At 69.6% G+C, this 17,284-nt stretch carries 13 protein-coding genes; 6 read left to right on the forward strand and 7 right to left on the reverse strand.

What is annotated here, in order from left to right; all coding sequences use genetic code 11:
• Positions 1–8 precede the first annotated feature (8 nt).
• The 4 genes from OV287_RS40835 (at position 9) to OV287_RS40850 (ending at position 5,317) form a co-directional block, all read left to right on the forward strand.
• Positions 9–1,235, forward strand: a complete 1,227-nt coding sequence (locus OV287_RS40835) for a serine/threonine-protein kinase (protein ID WP_267539441.1) — start codon at positions 9–11, stop codon at positions 1,233–1,235.
• 75 nt (positions 1,236–1,310) lie between these two features.
• A complete protein-coding gene (locus OV287_RS40840; protein WP_267539442.1) occupies positions 1,311–2,420 on the forward strand; it encodes a PEGA domain-containing protein in 1,110 nt (369 codons plus the stop codon).
• Between the two features lie 146 nt (positions 2,421–2,566).
• Positions 2,567–4,582: a TonB-dependent receptor plug domain-containing protein gene (locus OV287_RS40845; protein WP_308809778.1), complete on the forward strand. Its 2,016-nt coding sequence runs from the start codon at positions 2,567–2,569 to the stop codon at positions 4,580–4,582.
• A 138-nt stretch (positions 4,583–4,720) separates the two neighbouring features.
• On the forward strand, positions 4,721–5,317 hold the full coding sequence (locus tag OV287_RS40850) for a manganese efflux pump MntP (protein WP_267539443.1): 597 nt from the start codon (positions 4,721–4,723) through the stop codon (positions 5,315–5,317).
• A 140-nt stretch (positions 5,318–5,457) separates the two neighbouring features.
• Here the strand turns inward: OV287_RS40850 and OV287_RS40855 are convergent, their stop codons facing one another.
• From OV287_RS40855 to OV287_RS40880, 6 genes are all read right to left on the reverse strand, one after another.
• Positions 5,458–7,179 carry a sensor histidine kinase gene (locus OV287_RS40855; RefSeq protein ID WP_267539444.1) on the reverse strand — a complete coding sequence of 574 codons (1,722 nt, stop codon included), beginning with the start codon at positions 7,177–7,179 and terminating at the stop codon, positions 5,458–5,460.
• Positions 7,176–7,880, reverse strand: coding sequence for a response regulator transcription factor (locus OV287_RS40860; RefSeq protein WP_267539445.1), 705 nt, complete (start codon positions 7,878–7,880; stop codon positions 7,176–7,178). The genes OV287_RS40855 and OV287_RS40860 overlap by 4 nt, the downstream gene beginning before the upstream one ends.
• A 22-nt stretch (positions 7,881–7,902) precedes the next feature.
• Complete coding sequence (locus OV287_RS40865) at positions 7,903–9,648, reverse strand: hypothetical protein (RefSeq protein WP_267539446.1); 1,746 nt, start codon at positions 9,646–9,648, stop codon at positions 7,903–7,905.
• A 131-nt stretch (positions 9,649–9,779) separates the two neighbouring features.
• Positions 9,780–11,996 (reverse strand): M3 family metallopeptidase, encoded by a 2,217-nt coding sequence (locus OV287_RS40870; protein WP_267539447.1) that lies wholly within the window; start codon positions 11,994–11,996, stop codon positions 9,780–9,782.
• A gap of 116 nt (positions 11,997–12,112) precedes the next feature.
• The gene (locus tag OV287_RS40875; protein ID WP_267539448.1) at positions 12,113–13,282 is read right to left on the reverse strand and encodes a tetratricopeptide repeat protein; all 1,170 of its coding nucleotides are present in this window, start codon (positions 13,280–13,282) and stop codon (positions 12,113–12,115) included.
• Between the two features lie 14 nt (positions 13,283–13,296).
• Entirely contained in the window at positions 13,297–14,205 is a 909-nt protein-coding gene (locus OV287_RS40880; protein WP_267539449.1) for a Circumsporozoite protein, read from the reverse strand.
• 250 nt (positions 14,206–14,455) lie between these two features.
• On the opposite strand from OV287_RS40880, the gene OV287_RS40885 reads away from it, so the two are divergent.
• The gene (locus OV287_RS40885; RefSeq protein ID WP_267539450.1) at positions 14,456–16,063 is read left to right on the forward strand and encodes a DUF4403 family protein; all 1,608 of its coding nucleotides are present in this window, start codon (positions 14,456–14,458) and stop codon (positions 16,061–16,063) included.
• Between the two features lie 10 nt (positions 16,064–16,073).
• On the opposite strand, the gene OV287_RS40890 is transcribed toward OV287_RS40885, so the two are convergent.
• A complete protein-coding gene (locus OV287_RS40890) occupies positions 16,074–16,277 on the reverse strand; it encodes a hypothetical protein (protein WP_267539451.1) in 204 nt (67 codons plus the stop codon).
• 298 nt (positions 16,278–16,575) lie between these two features.
• Between OV287_RS40890 and OV287_RS40895 the strand changes: the two genes are divergently transcribed.
• A complete protein-coding gene (locus tag OV287_RS40895; protein ID WP_267539452.1) occupies positions 16,576–17,112 on the forward strand; it encodes a hypothetical protein in 537 nt (178 codons plus the stop codon).
• Positions 17,113–17,284 lie beyond the last annotated feature (172 nt).

The following is a 17,284-nucleotide window of genomic DNA, read 5'->3' on the forward strand; positions in this document are numbered from 1 at the left end:
GGCCAGTAGTGGATAGGCTCAACGCGTCAGCACTCACACCCGGAGAGGAGTCGTACTTCGGGAAATACCGCCTTCTCCAGCAACTCGCATCGGGTGGAATGGCGCACATCTTCCTGGCCTCCATCGATGGTCCGGACGGCTTCTCCAAGACGTGCGTCATCAAGCGCATCCTCCCGGAATACGCCAGCCTGGAAGCCTTCAGCCGGATGTTCGCCGACGAGGCGAAGGTCGCGGCGCTGCTGACCCACCCGAACATCGTGCAGGTCTTCGACTTCGGGAAGATCGACGGGCAGTACTACCTCGCCATGGAGTGGATTCAGGGCGCGGCGCTGGACCGGGTGCTGCGCCATGCGTGGAGCGCGTCGTTCCCGCTCGGCACGCGCGTGGCCGTGGACGTGGGCATCGCGGTCGCGAGCGCGCTCTCCTACGCGCACGCCAAGACGCTGCCGGATGGGACGCCGCTGCGCCTGGTGCACCGCGACATCACCCCGGGCAACGTGCTGGTGTCGCGCGACGGCATCATCAAGCTGGCGGACTTCGGCATCGTCAAGAGCTCCGTCAACCTCGAGCGCACCGTCGCCGGCGTGGTGAAGGGCAAGTACGCGTACATGTCCCCGGAGCAGATCTCCAACCGGGAGTTGGATCACCGCTCGGATCTTTTCTCGCTCGGCATCGTCCTGTACGAAGCGGCCACCGGGCGCCGCCTGTACAAGCGCGACACCATCGAGGCGACCATCCTCGCCGCCTCGGCGGCAGGAGTGCCGCTGCCGTCCGAGGTCTCCCCGGGATTCCCTCCCGCCCTGGAGCGGATCATCCTCCGGTTGCTCCAGAAGGAGCCCGAGGCGCGCTACCAGAGCGCGCGCGAAGTGCACGAGGACCTGGAGCGGTTCCGCGCGTCGCAGAACTGGACGTCGAGCGGTGGCGAGATCGCCGCACTGATGGCGACACTGTTTCCGCCCGACAAGGCCGGCCGCCACTCGACGGCCCTCCCCGTAGTCGGCTCGTTGCCCGGGAATACAGGGGCGAGCAGCACGGGCCGGACGCCAGGTGGAGTCCCTGACTCCAAGCCGAAGGCCCTGCCGGTGCACGAGGAAGAAGGAACCACCCCCGCCACGAGCCTCGAGCGCGCCAGCCCCGCGGACCGGGCAGGAGAGGACACGTTTCCGTGGGGGGTCGCCGTGGCGGCGGGTATCGCGGCCCTGGGCAGCGCCCTGTTCTGGTTCTTCGTCGCCTGAGTGGCAACGGCCGTGGCCCCGCGCGATGCGGGGAGCCGCGGCGGAGTTGCCTCTCGGAGCGAGAGTGAGACGTTGATGAAACAAAAAACCTGGATTGTCGTCATTCTGCTGGGGGCCCTCGCCATCAATGCCCTGGCGTACATGGTGGTGCGCAACCGGCGCGCCCCGGCCTCAGTGGAAGCCCCGCCCCGCGCCGCCGTTGACGGCACCGCCAGCGCGGCCCCGCCTCCCCCTGCGCCCACCACTCCCGCGGCACCGGTCCCATCCCCCGAGGAAGAGGCCAACGCCGGTCTCGCGCGCGCCCGGCGGGCCGCGGGCCTCGCCGCGCTGGAAGACCGCGACTACAACAAGGCCGTGGCCGAGTTCACCGAGGCGCTGAGCCTGCGCAAGGACAAGGGCGACCTCGTGGAGCTGCTGCGCATCGCCTCGGATCTCCAGAGCCGCGATCAGGTGCGGACCCAGAACGAGCCGGCGAAGCCCGAGCGCGAGCCAGAGCCCGCGGCCAGGCCGGCACCGAAGGCGAAGCCCGTCCGGGTGGCCACGCGCGCACGGCCCGCCAAGGAGGAGCCACCCGCGGTGCCCGAAACGGCCCGCAACGGGTTGCTGCTCGTGACGTCGACGCCCCCGGGCCTGGTGGTGATGGTGAATGGAAAGGCGGTAGACCTCACGCCCGCGCGCCTGCCCCTGCGCGCCGGAACGCACCGGGTGGCACTCGCACAGGGAGAGCGCCGGTTGTTCGAGGACTCGGTGGAGATCGAAGCGGACGAGGTCCGGTCCATCAACCGGGACCTGACGGCGGAGCTCGCCCCGCCGCCCAGCGCTCCCGTCCGGACGCAACCCGAGCCCACCATCGTGCCCGCGGTGGCCACGACGGCCCAGACCCCAGCAGCCGCGCCGGGCTCCACGGTCACCGCCTCCACGAAGGTCGAGCCCCGCCCCGAGCCGGCTGCACCCGCCACCACGGCGCGCCCCACGGCCGGGGGGAAGGGGAACCTGGACATCACCTCTCCCTCCATCTACGGCGAGGTGTGGGTCAACAACCGGCCCTACGGCTTCCCGCCCGTCACGGCGCGGGACCTCCCGGCCGGCCAGGCCCGGGTGGAGATCCGCGTCAATGGTGCGGTGAAACGGCGAATGAACATCGAAGTCGAGCCAGGCCGCAGCACCAGCGTCCGCGTTCGCTGAGTCGCTCCAGCGCGCGGGACATCCTCGCGCGGTGAAGGCCGATACGTTTTCAGTCCGCGCGATGGCCTCTCACGGGAGGCCATTGCGCCCCATGTCGAGAGGTTCGTATGTGTAGCAACCGCAGGTTGCCTGGCAGTGGTGTATCGTTGTTGGTCCTCCTCCTGTGCGCCGGACCCACGCTCGGCCAGACGGCCCCTGCGTCCGCCACGGCTCCGGAGACGCCGGCGGAGGCCGAGGGTACGGCCGAGCCCATCGGCGACGATTCCGAGGTGCATAGCCAGGTCGCGTCGTTCGCCATCACCAAGCTGCACGACTCCCCCGCGGTCGTCACCGCCGTGTCGGCCGATGAGATTCGCGGCTCGGGCGCGCGCGACCTGATGGACGTGCTGCTGATGGTGCCGGGCTTCTTCTTCGGCGCGGACGTGCAGGGCGCCGTCGGGCCTGGCTTCCGCGGGCTGTGGGGCCAGGAGGGCAAGGTGCTCCTGCTCATCGACGGCAAGGAGATGAACGAGCTGCTCTACTCGACCTTCCAGCTCGGCCACGAGTTCCCCATCGAGCTCATCGAGCGCATCGAGGTGGTGCGCGGGCCCGGCTCGGTCATCTACGGCGGCAACGCGGAGCTCGCCGTCATCAACGTCGTCACCCGGGGCATCCAGGGCAGCACGGACCTGATGCTGGCGGGCACGTATGGCGAGTACGCGACCGTGAACGGGCGGCGGAGCCTGACCGTCTCCGGGCGCAAGGTCTTCGAGAGCGCGCCGGGGCTGAGCATGTTCGCCTCGGCGTCGGTGGGCCAGGGACAGCGGAGTGACGCCATCTTCCAGGACTTCTTCGGCAACTCGGTGGGGATGGGAGGCAAGACGAACCTCAACCCCATCACGGCGCAGGCGGGCATCGGCTACCGCGACCTCCAGCTCAGCATGCTGTACCAGCGCTATGCCACCACGGCCGTCGTCGCCTTCGACGAGGTGCTGCCCACTCCGGCCACCACGGACTTCGAGTCGTTCCACGCCGAGCTCACCAACCGCTTCCGGCTGAGCGAGCAGTTGGAGATCACCCCCCGCCTCAACCTCACCCTCCAGGAGCCGTACCGCGACTCGGACCAGAGCTCGCCGTTCTTCTACGACAAGCAGGTGCGGCGGCTGCGCGGCCGCGTGGTCGCGCGGTGGGCCCCCCTGGACCTGCTCCAGCTCACCGGCGGCGCGGACGTGGCGTTCGACCATGGCGTGCTGCAGGGGCCCGCGGGTCAGGGCCTGCAGACCGCCTTCGGGGAGGGACTCGACCAGGTCTCCTACCAGAACGTCGCGGGCTTCATCGAGGCGTTCTCGGACAACCCCATCGTGACGGTCGTGGCCGGCGCGCGCTACGACCGGCACAGCGCCTTCGGAGACTCCTTCGTGCCGCGGCTCGTGCTGCTGCGCTCGTTCGGGCCGTTCAGCGGCAAGGCGCTCTTCAGCCGCGCGTTCCGCGCCCCCGGCGTGGAGAACATCAGCCTCGGCGACAACGTCCGGCCGGAGCGCACCACCGTCTTCGAGCTGGAGGGAAGCCTGCGGCTGGGCGAGGGCCACGCGGTGAGCGTGAACGCCTTCGACGTGGGCATCCAGGATCCCATCATCTACTCCTACGACGCCGAGACGAACATCGAGGCCTACCGGAACCTGGGGCGCCTGGGCAGCCGCGGCATCGAGTTCGACTACCACCTGCGCGGGAGCTGGGGCCGCGTGGCGCTCGGCTACTCGTTCTACACGCCGTCCGGCACCAATGACGTGGAGGACTACCTGGTGCCCGGACGCACGGACAGCTTCACGGGCCTGCCGACGCACAAGGCCACGCTCACGGGCAGCGTGAAGGTGCTGCCATGGCTCACCGTCAACCCCACCGCCGTCCTCGTGGGCGAGCGCTACGCGGTCAGCGCGCCGGATGACGCGGGCACCTCCACGGTGCAGACGCTGCCGACGCAGGTGCTCGTCAACCTCTTCGTGCAGGCCGAGAACGTGGGCACGAAGGGGCTGAACATCGGCGCGGGCGTCTACAACCTGCTGGGGACGGACTTCCGGATCGCCCAGCCGTACAACGGCGGCCAGGCCCCGATGCCCGTGTTCAGCCGCGAGTTCCTCGTGCGCATCACCTACCTCCTGGATCCCGGCCTGTCCGACGAGTAGCCCCCTCCCCTCTCCCACTGGGAGAGGGACGGGGTGAGGGTATGAAGGCCTCGGGTTCAACAGAACCTGGGGCCTTCGTGCATCCGGGCTCCGACATGACGCTTCCGCGCGTCCCGGGTATCGGGCAAAAGGACACCCATGTCGGTGTTGACCCTGTTGTTCCTCGCGCTGGGCCTGGCCATGGACGCCACGGCGGTGTCCATCGCGAGTGCCCTCGCAGCCCCGCGCGTACGAGCGAGAGACGCCCTGCTGCTCGCCTTCCTGTTCGGCCTCTTCCAGGCGCTCATGCCCGTCATCGGCTGGGCGCTGGGCTCCCAGTTCGCGGACACCATCTCCGCCTGGGACCACTGGCTCGCCTTCGTGCTGCTCGGAGGCATCGGGGCCAAGATGATCCACGAGGCCATCACCCACCATCACCCGGGGGTCCCCGACGCGCCGAAGCCGAACGAGCCGCGCCCGGAGCGCAACCCATTCCAACTGGGGACGCTCGCGCTCATGGCGCTGGCCACCAGCATCGACGCGCTCGCCGCGGGAGTGACCCTGCCCGTGCTCGAGGTGCGCCTGGTGACAGCGGCGGCCGTCATCGGCGGAGTCACCTTCGTCCTGTGCCTGCTCGGCGTGAGTGTCGGGCGCCGGTTCGGTGAGCCGCTCGAGGGCAAGCTCGACATCATCGGAGGCCTCGTCCTCATCTTCATCGGCACCAAGACGCTCATCGAGCACCTCTCCGCCGCCTGACAGAGGCCCCCCACCTGGTGGAGTGTCCACGAAGTCTTTGGACGAGGCTGACTCGAGCAGTCCGCCTCACAGGCCGCGTGGTCAGTCCCAGCTGCTGCTGCTGCCGCCGTTCGTTTGTCCCTCACTGCTCGAAACCTTCATCAGCCCGCGCGCAGCAGGAAAGAGAACACGGCGCCCGGGCCCCGCGCGCCCTCGAAGCGCAGCTCTCCTCCCATGGCCCGGGCGAGCCTGCGGCTCAGCGCGAGCCCCAATCCCACACCTGGAGCGGACTCGGCCGCGCGCTCGGAGGACTTCGAGAAGGGTTCGAAGAGGTTCCGCGCATCGGTGCGAGAGATTCCCGGGCCGTGGTCGCTCACGAGGATCGCCACCCGCGAGCCCCGCCGCTCCGCGCGGATGTGGATGCGAGGATCCTCCGCGCCGCGCGCGTACTTGCATGCGTTGTCGATGAGATTGAAAAGCACCTGCTCCGCCGCGGAGGGCTCCACGAGCACGCGCGCGGCCTCGAGTGCATCCTCGAGCTCCAGGACGAGCTGCATTCCCGCTTCCCGCGCCCGCTCCTCGCCGCGGTGGAGGTTGTCGCGCAGGAGCGCGCCGAGCTCCACCGGCTCCACCCCTCTGGGTGTCCGCTTGCGCTCCAGCCGCGCGTACGCGAGCACGTTCTCCACGAGGTGCGCGAGCCGGTCCGATTCACGTCGCAGGGTTTCGTAGTAACCCCGGCGCTGCGCCTCGTCCGTCACCATTCCCTCGGCCAGCATCTCCGCGTACATCCGGAACGTCGTGAGCGGCGTGCGGAGTTCGTGCGTGACGGCGGACACGAAGGCGGCGCGGCGCTCGCTCAACGAGAGGGCACCGAACAACAAGAAGCCCGCCGCCACGAGCGCGAGCACGACCGCGCCCCAGGCCACGCCGAGACTCCACGCCACCGGAGAGCCACTCCCCACCTCGACCTGCACAGGCCCGGGAACGAGCCGGACCGGGAGCGACGCCAACCGGCGTTCGAGCAGGTCCCCCGCCCCCGCCTCCACCCGGACGAGCGTGGCTCCAGGCAGCAGATCCGAGACCTCCCGCAGCAGGAGGGTCTGGATTCGAGGCCAGTCCAGCCAGGCGCCCTGCATCTCCACCTCGCCCCGAGCGCGCTCGACCCGGCGCACCAGCAGGAGCTCGTCTCCCATCCACACGGGCACCATGGGAGAGACCATCACCCCACGGTCATGCGCGCCCAGCGTCGTACGTGGAAGCGCTCCCTCGAGCCCGGTGTACGCGGCATTCACCACGGCCTGCGACATGCGGCGCTCGAACTCGATGACTCCGCGTGGAGGCGCGATGACGGCCTCGGCGGAGGGTGCTCCCGGCTCGAGCGACAACAACACCTGGCGGTCCAGCTTTGCCTCCAGCCCGGACAGGAGCACGCCGTACTCCCGCACCTGCCAGGGGGAGACCCCCGCCGCCAGGGCGAGCGTGTCCTGCCCTCCCCCCGGCACCTGGGGAGACCCCAACGGCCCGGAGCCCGTGAACGAGAAGTGCAGCCACACCCCCTCGGGCGTCCCGAACAGCAACGTCGAGGCGATCCGGGTCGTCGAGGGCTCACGCCCCTGGCCCGTCTGGTCGAACGCACGCGCGGGAACATAGAACGGCTCCCACGCGTCCACGGCCCGCGTGCTCTCCTGGGCGATGAGCCTCGCCAGACGGCCATCCAGGCGCCACAGCGCCAACCGGACGCGCTCCTCCACGAGCGCATCCGCCCGGGCCTTCGCCTCCGCCCGCTCGAGCCGCACGGTGGTGAGACTCAACCACGCCAGTGCGCCACATGCGAGCGCGACACATGCGGCCAGCGCGAGCCAGATGGGGAGCGTCCGCTTCAACCCGGCCCCCCACCCGCGAAGCGGTACCCCTTGCCCCGCACCGTCAGGAGGATGCGCGGCGCCTCCGCGTCATCGCGCAGCTTGTCGCGCAGCCGCGCCACGTGCATGTCCACCGTCCTCGTGCGCGCCAGACTCGCCGGCACCCGCCAGACCCGCTGGAGCAGCTCGTCCCGCGAGACGACCCGCTCCCGATTGAGCCCGAGGTAGCGCAGCAACTCGAGCTCCCGCTCGGACAGCGGCTCCGTCGCGCCGTCCTCGAAGCGGAGCTCGCACTTGCGCAGGTCCGCCACCCCGCCCTCGAACCGGAGCTCCTCCACGTCCAGCGGCCGCTCAGCGCTGCGCCGTAGCACCGCCTCCACGCGTGCGAGCAGCTCCTTCACGCTGAACGGCTTCACCACGTAGTCGTCCGCGCCCAGCCGCAGCCCCCGCACCCGGTCGTCCTCCTGCCCCCGCGCGGTGAGGATGATGACCGGAAGCGCCGGCCGGGCCTTTCGCGCCTCGGCGAGCACCTCCAGACCATCGCCCCCGGGAAGGACCAGATCGAGCAGCAACAACTCGAAGCTGTCACGCGTGGCGCTCGCGAGCGCGTCCTTGAACGTCGCGGCCTCCAGCGGCACGTACCCCTGGAACCGGAGCGCGTCCACCACGCCCCGGCGAATGGCCGGATCGTCTTCCACCACGAGGACACGTCGCGCGGGCATGTTGGCCTCCATCATCCCCGATTCAGCGCCAGAAGCCGACCTCGTAGGTGAGCGTGCGGCGCTCGCCCGGTTCCAATGTCAGTGTCCACTCGACGTCACTGTGGGTATTCACGGCGGCCAGCGAGTTGCCACCCCAGTCCTCGGTGCGGAAGTCATCCACCTTCACGCGGCCCCCATCCGACACCTGCTCCACCTTGCCGCCCGTGGACAGGCGGATGCGCAGCGGCGTGCGCTCGCCCCGCGGGTTCGACAGCGTGAGCGTCCCCTTCTTGCGGATGAGGGCATGGCTGTTGCCGTTGCTCTTGAGCGCGTCCTGCTTCCGCTCCAGCTCGGTCTCCTCGTGCACGGACCGCACCTCCGTGGCGATCGTGAGCGGGACCAGGGTGCTCCCGCCCCGAGGCGTGTACGTCAGCAGCTCCTGGGCCTGCGGCACCTGGCCCCGCATCACGAGCACCGGCCCCGTGGTCAGCGGGTATTTCGTCTCGTTCTTCAGCTCCAGCTGGTGCCACACCTCTCCCCGCGCGAGCCGCAGGGGTGACGAACTCCCCGTCGACGACTCCGAGCCCCCATACCGGACGGTGTCCGATTCGTGCGGGTCGCGCCGGACCCGAACATCGAGCGTATAGAGGTCGCGCACGGGCACCTCCTCCCGCCACAGGGGCACGACCGCACGCGTCCCCTTCGGCAGCGCCAGTTCCTTGACGGAATGGATGAAGAAGTCGGGGGACTCATCGCTCCCGCCGAAATCGGGAATCTTCGGCGCCGTGTCCTGGACCGCATCACCCCCCCACTCGCTCGCGCGCTGGGAGAACATGGCGTTGTTCGCGAGGTTGGCGGAGCGCATGAGCGAGGGGGCCGCCTGGGCCAGCGTGTTGCGCATCACCCCTTCGAGGCTCAAGGGAGACGAGACCTCGCGGAACCGGAAGTTCGGCACCCCGACGACGAGATCGAAGGTGGCCCCGCGGATGTCCTCGAGCTCGTTCACCAGCTCCGCCTGGAGCGCGAGCTGCCCCTTGCCTCCCTCCTTCACGTCGAGCCGGTACGTGGGGATCCACCGGAGCCCCGGCGTGAAGTAGACGAGCCGCACCGCGAGGTTCTTGCCAGCGGCCTCCGCGCCGAAGTCGAGGGAGAGGCGCTTGCGCCGCTCGGTGACGCGCACCTTCCGCTTGCATTCGAGCGAGAGCTCCGGGCCCTCCACACGGCGGATGTCCCGCCCCGAGAGCACCACCGTTCCCCGCTCTGGCACCGTCAGCGCGACAACGGGGGTCTGTGGCGGAAGGACGGGCACGGCGGAAAACTCGTATCCAGCGAGCGCGTTACGGGGATCCACCGCGGGCGACGCCGCCGCAGGAACCGCGAGGACAGTGCCCGTCAGCGTGGAGGCCTCGAGCTCGACGGTGACGCGCTTGCCTGCGTTCGCGGAGAGGATCGCCGCCGGGTCCGCACAGGCCCCGCGCTCCTCCTTGTCCACCTCTTGTTCCACCCAGCCGGCGCGCATCGCGCGCATGGCGGGTCCGCGCTCGCTCCAGGCCCAGAACGTGCCGAGCACGGCGTTCTCGGGCACTTCTTCCGTGAAGACGGTTCCCCGCGCATCCGCGACGGCCTCCGCGTGTTTGACCAGCAGCGCGTGGCCATCCTTGAAGACCACGACGCGCTCGGTCTCCAGGCGGAGCACCCCCGGGCGCCCCTCCTCCTTCCGCTCCGCGCCATGCGCCTCACACCCAGTCAACAGCACGGCAACCAGTACGCACACCAGGTAGCGACCCATGTGTCTCCTTCCCGCTCGATGAGGAGAACGATACGGAGACGCGGGGCAGCCGTGGGTAACCCGCAAGTAACGAGGCCGGAAGCCGCCAGGTGCTCAGCGGTCTCCGGCCCCGGCCTGCAACCTGGAGTGGCCTACTTCGCCGGCTTCTTCTGCGCCGTGCCCGGGACCGGGAAGCCGCGCTTGCGCATCAGCGCGTCGATGCCGGCGTCCTTGCCGCGGAAGGTGCGGTAGGCCTCGGCCGGGTCCACCGTGTTGCCCACCGAGAAGACGTTCTTGCGCAGGCGCTCGGCCACCGTCCGGTCATAGGCGCCCTTCCCTTCGGTGAAGGCCTCGAAGGCATCCGCGGTGAGGGTGTCCGACCAGAGGTAGCTGTAGTAGCCCGCCGAGTAGCCGTCACCCGCGAACACGTGGCCGAACTGCGGCGTGCGGTGCCGCATGACGATCTCCTTCGGCATGCCGAGCGCCCCCAGCGTGTCGCGCTCGAACGCGTCCGGATCGATCTTCTGGCTGCCCGCGAGGTGCAGCTTCATGTCCACCAGCGCGCTCGACAGGTACTCGACGGTGCCGAAGCCCTGGTTGAAGTTGGAGGCCTTCTCGATCTTCGCCACCAGCTCCGAGGGGATGGGCTTGCCCGTCTGGTAGTGCAGCGCGTACGTGTTCAGCACCTCGGGCGTGGAGAGCCAGTGCTCCAGCAGCTGCGAGGGGAACTCCACATAGTCCCGAGCAACAGCCGTCCCCGAGAGCGTGGGGTACGTCACGTTGGAGTTCAGGCCGTGCAGGGCGTGGCCGAACTCGTGGAACAGGGTCTCCGCGTCGCTCCAGCTGATGAGGACCGGCTCGCCCGGCTGGCCCTTCACGAAGTTGGAGTTGTTGGAGACGATGGTGCTGACCTCGCTCTTGAACCGCTCCTGGTTCCGGTAGGCGTTCATCCACGCGCCGGAGCGCTTCCCCGGCCGCGCATACGGATCGAAGTACCACAGGCCCACGTGCTTGCCGCTCGCCTTGTCCTTCACCTCCCAGACGCGGACGTCAGGGTGGTAGACCGGCACGTTGCTCACCGGCGTGAACGAGAAGCCGAACAGCTCGCCCGCGACCCAGAACATGCCCTCGCGCAGCTTCTCCAGCTGCAGGTACGGCTTCACCTCGTTCTGGTCGAGGTCGTACTTCGCCTTGCGGACCTTCTCCGCGTAGTAGCGGTAGTCCCAGGGCTCGATCTTCAACTTCGCGCCTTCCTTGTTGGCGATCGCCTGCATGTCGGCGACCTCCTCACGAGCGCGGGCAACGGCGGGCGTCCACACCGCCTCCATGAGCTGCATGGCGCGCTCGGGCGTCTTCGCCATGGTGTTCTCGAGCCGCCAGTGGGCATGGGTCTGATAGCCCAGCAGCTTCGCCCGCTCGGCGCGCAGCGCGAGCACCTCGGAGATGCTCTGGTTGTTGTCGCGGGCATCGCCGTTGTCCCCGCGGTTGACGTAGTTGCGCCAGACCTTCTCGCGCAGCTCGCGGCGGGCCGAGTACGTCAGGAACGGCTCCATGGAGGAGCGCGTGTTGGTGACGGCCCACTTGCCCTTCAGGCCCCGCGACTCGGCCCCGGCCGCTGCACCGGCGCGGACGGAGTCGGGCAGGCCCGCGAGGTCCGCCTCCGACTCGAGGACGACGGCATGGTTCTCCTCGTCCGCCAGCACGTTCTGGCTGAAGCTGGTGTAGAGCGAGGCAAGGCGCTGGTTGATATCGACCAGGCGCTTCTTCGCCCCAGCGTCGAGCTTCGCACCCGCGCGGACGAAGTTGGTGTAGCGCAGCCACGTCAGGCGCTGCTGCTCGGGGGTCAGCTTCGCCTTGTCGGGCGAGTTGTAGACCGCCTCGATGCGCTGGAAGAGCTTCTCGTTCTGGGTGATCTCATCGGAGAAGGCGGCGAGCCGGGGCGCCATCTCTCGCTGGATGGCCTGGAACTCCGGCCCGTTCATGGACGAGCCCCAGATGCCATAGAGCGTGGTCACATCGTCATAGGTCCGCCCGGCGTCCTCCAGGGCGGCGATGGTGTTCTCGAAGGTGGGCGCGGCCGGGTTGTTGGCGATCGCGGCGAGTTCCCGGCGGTACTCCTCGATGGAGGCCTCGAGCGCGGGCTTGAAGTGCTCGACCCGGACCTTCTCGAACGGCGGGACGCCTCCGTACGGACCGGACCACCCGGCCAGCAGCGGGTTTTCTACCGGAGCAGCCGCCGCGGGCTCCGCGGGCGCGGTCTGAGCGGGGGGTGACGAGGGAGCCGCCTCGCGGACCTCCTGGGTGGTGGTCGCGCAGCCGGCGGACACGAGCGCGGCCACGCCCGCACCGGCGAAGAGAAGCTTACGCATGAAGGGATGTCTCCAGACGGGGTTGGTACGGAAAATCCCCGCACCAACGAGCATGCCTGCTCGCTTCTTCCCATCTTCGAAGAGGCCCGGCTCGGAGGGTTGAACCCCTCCCCGCTTCAAGCGGAGAGGCTGGCCAGGAGCTTCTCAGCCTGCTCGCGGATGCGCTTGTCCGGGCTGCCCTGGGCCTTGCGCGCGTACTCGCGAGCCCGGCTCTTTTCACTGTCAGCCAAGGCCAGCGCCATGTTGAGGTTCAGGCCCGCGTCCTCCGGGTGCGCGGCGAGCGCCGGGGCGAGCACCTCGCGGGCCTTGGCCGCACCGCCGGGCTTCGACATGTGAAGCACCGCCAGCTCATTGACCGGATCAGGCGCATGGGGCTCAAGCTTCAGCGCCTCCTCGAGCAGCTTCTGTGCTCCCGCGTCGTCCTTGGCCATGCGGCGCGCCTTCGCCATCGCCACCCGGACCTCGATGGAGTTGGGTGCCAGCGCGAGCGTCTCGCGCAGGATGCGCTCGGCGTCCCCCAGATTGCCCGACAGAAGCGTGGCCAGCCCGTGCAGGTAGGCGGCATCCGGGTCCTTGGGGCTGCGCATCCGGAACTCGATGGCGGCCTTCACCGCGGGCTTGGGTGCTCCAGCGAAGAGGCTCAGCTTGATGAACTCGGGATAGAGCGACACGTCCCCGGGCGCCCGCGTGAGCGCCTGCCGCAGCAGGACGAGCGCGCGGCCAATGCGGCCCTGCTTCACGAGCACCCGCGAAGCGAAGACGAGCGGCAGGTGCTCGCGCTGGGTGTGTGCGGCGGAGTCCAGGAAGCTGCGCAGCGCCTGGTCCAACTGCCCCTGCCCCTGCTGCGCCATGCCCAGGTAGGTGAGCACCTGGTGATTGCCGGGCTGCAGCCGCAACACGTGCTCGAACGCCGCCGCGGCCTCGGGGAAAGACTGCCGCGCCAGCAGCGCCCGGCCATAGTTGAGCAGCTCGAAGAAACCCGCCTCGGGCCGGCCAGCCAGGGCCTTCAGCCGCGCGAGCGCCTGCGCATCCCCCGCCTCGGCATCGAGCCGGGCCAGGTGACTGTGCGCCTCCGCATGTCCGGGGTGCAGTTCCACCAGCTTCTTCAGCAGGGGCCGCGCTGCGTCATTGTTGCCCCGAGACAGGTGCAACCTCGCCAGGCCGAGCAGCGCCGCGGCATCCGCCGGATCCTGCGCCAGGGCGCGCTCGAACTCACGGACTGCCTCTTTGAGCAGCCCCTGCTTCATCAAGCGTGCGGCTTCCGCAGCCTGCTTGGAGACGTTCATCCGCCCTACCTTAGCTAGAAAATCCGGCCGAGGGTGTTGTCCCAAGCGCTCTCGGCCAGGTTGCCGGCGCCCTCGATGATGTTACCCGCCGCGTCACCCACGGCGTCCACGACGCGCCCGCCCGCGTTGATGGCGCCCTCGGCCACGCCCTCGAGCAGCTCGCCACCCGCGGCAGCGGCCGTCTCGCCCACCGCCTCGAGCAGCTCCGCCACGTCCACCGACCCGGAGATGTCGAAGCCGAGCCCCACGCCGGCCGTGGCCTCCACGCCCACGTCCCAGTTGAGGGTGGTGCCCTCCAGGCCCAGGTTGGCGTGCGCATCCGCGCTCACGCCCGCGCTGGCGCTGGCGCTGATGCTGCCCGAGGCCACCGTGTCGCCCTCGTGCTTGAGCGTGACGCTGCCCGTCAGCGAGGCCTGCGCGCCGGCGAAGCCGCTGGCCGAGGCGTTGATGGAGAGCTGGCCGTTGGTGCCGATGTGCAGGTCCAGGTTGAGCTGGCCATCCGCGCCAATCCGGCCCAGCGCCTCCAGGTCCAGCTCGACGGAGTACTGCTCGCCCGCGATCTCGAAGTTGACCGTCTTCGTGGCGCCCGCGCCCGCCTCGGCCAGGGTGGCGTCGATGTCCACCTGGAGGTTCACGTCGATGCCGTCCAGGCCCACCTCGGCACTGGCCTCGGCGTTCACGCTGAGGCTCGGACCGCTGGCGTGGGCGCGCGTCTCGATGCCGCCAGGGCCGGTGCCCGTGGTGCTGGCCTCGAAGGTGCTGGCGTTGTAGCTCGCGCTGGCGCTCCGCGACGCCGTCGGCAGGTTGGCCTGCCCGCTCACGTTGGTGTCAACCTGGACCCGGGGGTTGGAGGGAGTCGTGCTGCTCTGCTGGGTACGGGTCGTCGTGGGGGTCGAGCGGGGACCGATGGCGGGCGTGGACATGGGAGACCTCGGATTCTGGGAGTCAGGCGGGCGGGCGCCTGGACATCAATGTTCCCATTATCCGGGAAATTGATTCTGGGTTGCGCGGCCGGGTGCTTTTCCTCCCAGCGCCCCCTCCCGGACTGGGAGTCAAGAGACCCGTACGCGGAGGCGGGCTCCCCGGTTCACGGCACCGGACGCCCGGTGAGCGGACGGGGTATCATCCCGCGCGCACCCGCGGCGCCTTCTCCTGCGGAGCCTTCTCGTCCACATGCCTTCCTCGCGCCTTCGTCCGCTCCCCGCGCTCCTCGCGTCCCTGACCCTGCTGTCCTGCGCCGGTCCGCGCATCGAGTCGCAGACCCTGCAGCCGCCTCCGCCCGCCGCCACGGGTGGGCGCCCGGTGTCGGATCCGCCGCCCTCGCGCATCGTCATCCACACCACCATCTTCCGGGAGGCCCTCCTCAAGAAGATGGCCGAGAGCCTGCCGCGCACGGGCGAGGGCGATGCCCAGCTCTTCGCCGGCCAGAAGCTGCACTACACTTGGCAGCGCGAGCCGCTGACGCTCAAGTTCGACCGCGGCCGCGTCGTGGTGGGCGTCCCCGTCCTCGGCCGCTTCAACATGCTCGGCGACCGGGAGATGCCCATCACCGTCACCATCGCCGGAGAGCCCGTCATGACGGCGGACTTCAAGGCGCTGCTGCAGTCCACCGAGGTGCAGGTGGTGGCCGCCGGTCCGGTGGACGCCGTCAACCGCGCCCTCGAGGCCAAGCTCAAGGAGCTCATCGGCAAGACGCTCGATGAGTTCCGCTTCGACGTGCGCCCGCTGCTGTCCAGTGCCTTCGCCCGCCTCGCGCGTCCCATCGAGATTCCCGTGGGTGGCGGTCAGGTGGCCTGTGCCGAGCTGAAGGTGACGAGCCTGGAGGCCGCCCCCACCATGCTGGCCGACGGCTTCGAGAAGGACCTGGGCATCGTGGTGATGCCCTCGGTGACGCTGCCCTGCACGCCGGTGGCCAGCCTCACTGGCCCCACCAGCAACGACGGCGGCATGCCGAGCTCCGATGCTGGCGTCCAGGCGGCCAGCCCCGCCACGAGCCCCAACGGAGGCAGCACGCAGTTCGCCAGCTACACCGCGGGCCCCACGGGCGCGGATGGCGGAAGCCCGGGCCCGGATGCGGGCACGCAGACGGCCCTGTACACCACCGGCCCCACGAGCAATGACGGCGGCACCGGGGTGGACGCGGGCATGCCTCCGTCCACGCAGGTGGCCACGCAGGTGACCATGCCCCTGCTGCAGAACGTCTCCACCCTGCCCTCCGGCCCCTTCAAGGTCGTCATCCCCGTGGCCGCCCGCTACGAGGAGCTGTCCAAGGCGCTCGAGGCCTCCATGAACGGCCGCCTCCACTTCTCCGAGTCGCATCCGGAGCTCTACATGGAGAACCCCCAGGTCTACCCATCGGATGACACGGTGGTCATCAAGATGAACCTGGGAGGCAAGGCGAAGGTGGGCGACTACTCCGTGCCGATGAGCGGGGAGCTGTTCTTCGCCGGCCATCCCCATGTCATCGACAACCAGATCACTGTGCCGGACCTGGAGATCACCCCGGGCACGGCCAGCGAGCTGCTGAAGCTCAAGTTCGCCCTGGACTACAAGTCCGTGCGGGACCAGGCCCGGCAGGCGCTCCGGGTGGACATCTCCGAGCGGCTCGCGGCGGTGAAGGACAAGATGTCCACCGAGATGAGCTTCTCCGAGGACCTGGGCTGCGTGCGCGGCCAGGTGCTGCGCTCCGAGGTGACGGGCATCTACCCCCACCCGAGCTTCCTGCGCATCTACGTGCAGGTGGATGCGCAGCTCGGGCTCTACCTGCCCTGCAAGAAGTAGCCGCCTCGGCTCACGGGGAGGTCCCGCTCGGCGCATGCACTGGCGTCGAGCGGGCCGGGCTGCCCTCCTCCACCGAGCGCTCCACCGTCCCCGGCGTGCCCGTGCTCGGCGGCCCTGCGGGTGCCGCATCGACACGCTCGCAGCCGGACACCAGCGCGGTGCCGAGGAACACCGCCGGCCACATGTTCCTCAAGAGCGACAACTCGTTGCGCATGGGCACCTCTACACGTCACGCCGTGCCGACGGTCCAGAGCAGCAGCCGTGCCAGCGCACCCGGGCGGCCAGGCCCCTGGAATCCGGAGGACTGCACCGGGCGTCAGCGCGCGAGGTGACGTTTTTCGTCCGCGGCGGTGACGAATCCCGGCGGTGAAGCCAGCGCTCGGAGTCCCACGGGGTTCCTCACGTCGCCGCCGCATTTTCACGGCCTGTGCGAACTGCTTTCACTGGGATTCTGCCCGACGCATACTCGCCGGTTCCACCCCCATCGCGTGCTGACGCGGAAGGAATCCCCCATGAAGAGCGCCGTGAGCATCATCGTGTCGCTGGCCACCGGACTGCTTCTGGCCTGTGGTGCTGGCCCCGACGCGTCCGTGGACGAGCCTGTCACTTCTTCCCCGCCCACCGCGGACGAGCAGGGCTCCGTGACCGCCGCCGCCCCCGTCTGCGGCGATGGCATCTGCGCCCCCATCGAGCGGCTCAACTGCCCCGCCGACTGTCCCGACGGCACCTGCGGCGACGGCGTCTGCTGCCACGGAGAGACCACGCTGTCCTGCCCGTCGGACTGCCCCCGGAACTTGCCCTACTGCTACAAGAACGCCCTGAGCGCCAACGAGCCCGCCACCGAAGTGTCTGACTCCCGCGTGTCGCCCATGGCGTGCACGACCCTCCTGCGTCCCCGCTACAGCACCTACTGGGACTCGTTCCCGATCCAGGTCGACGGGCAGGTGGGCGGCTGCGAGACCTACGACGACTGCACCACGAGCTGCTGGGGCACCGAGAGCCCCTACTTCATGCACCACGATTTCTTCTATTGCACCGTCTGCTACTGACGCGCGAAGGGCCTCCGCTCCCTGACACGGGAGCGTGAGACCGCTCTCTGAGCGGGTAACGGAGGCGGCCGGCCGAGCAGGCGGATGATGGTGGAGGGAGCCCTGCCGCCGTGCCTCGGCTGGACGGAGCGCCCGGTCCACGAGGGCTCGGACAGTAGAGCCGGAGCAGCAC

Origin of the sequence: Archangium lansingense, from assembly GCF_026626635.1 — a bacterium.
GTDB classification, from domain to species: Bacteria; Myxococcota; Myxococcia; order Myxococcales; family Myxococcaceae; genus Archangium; species Archangium lansingense.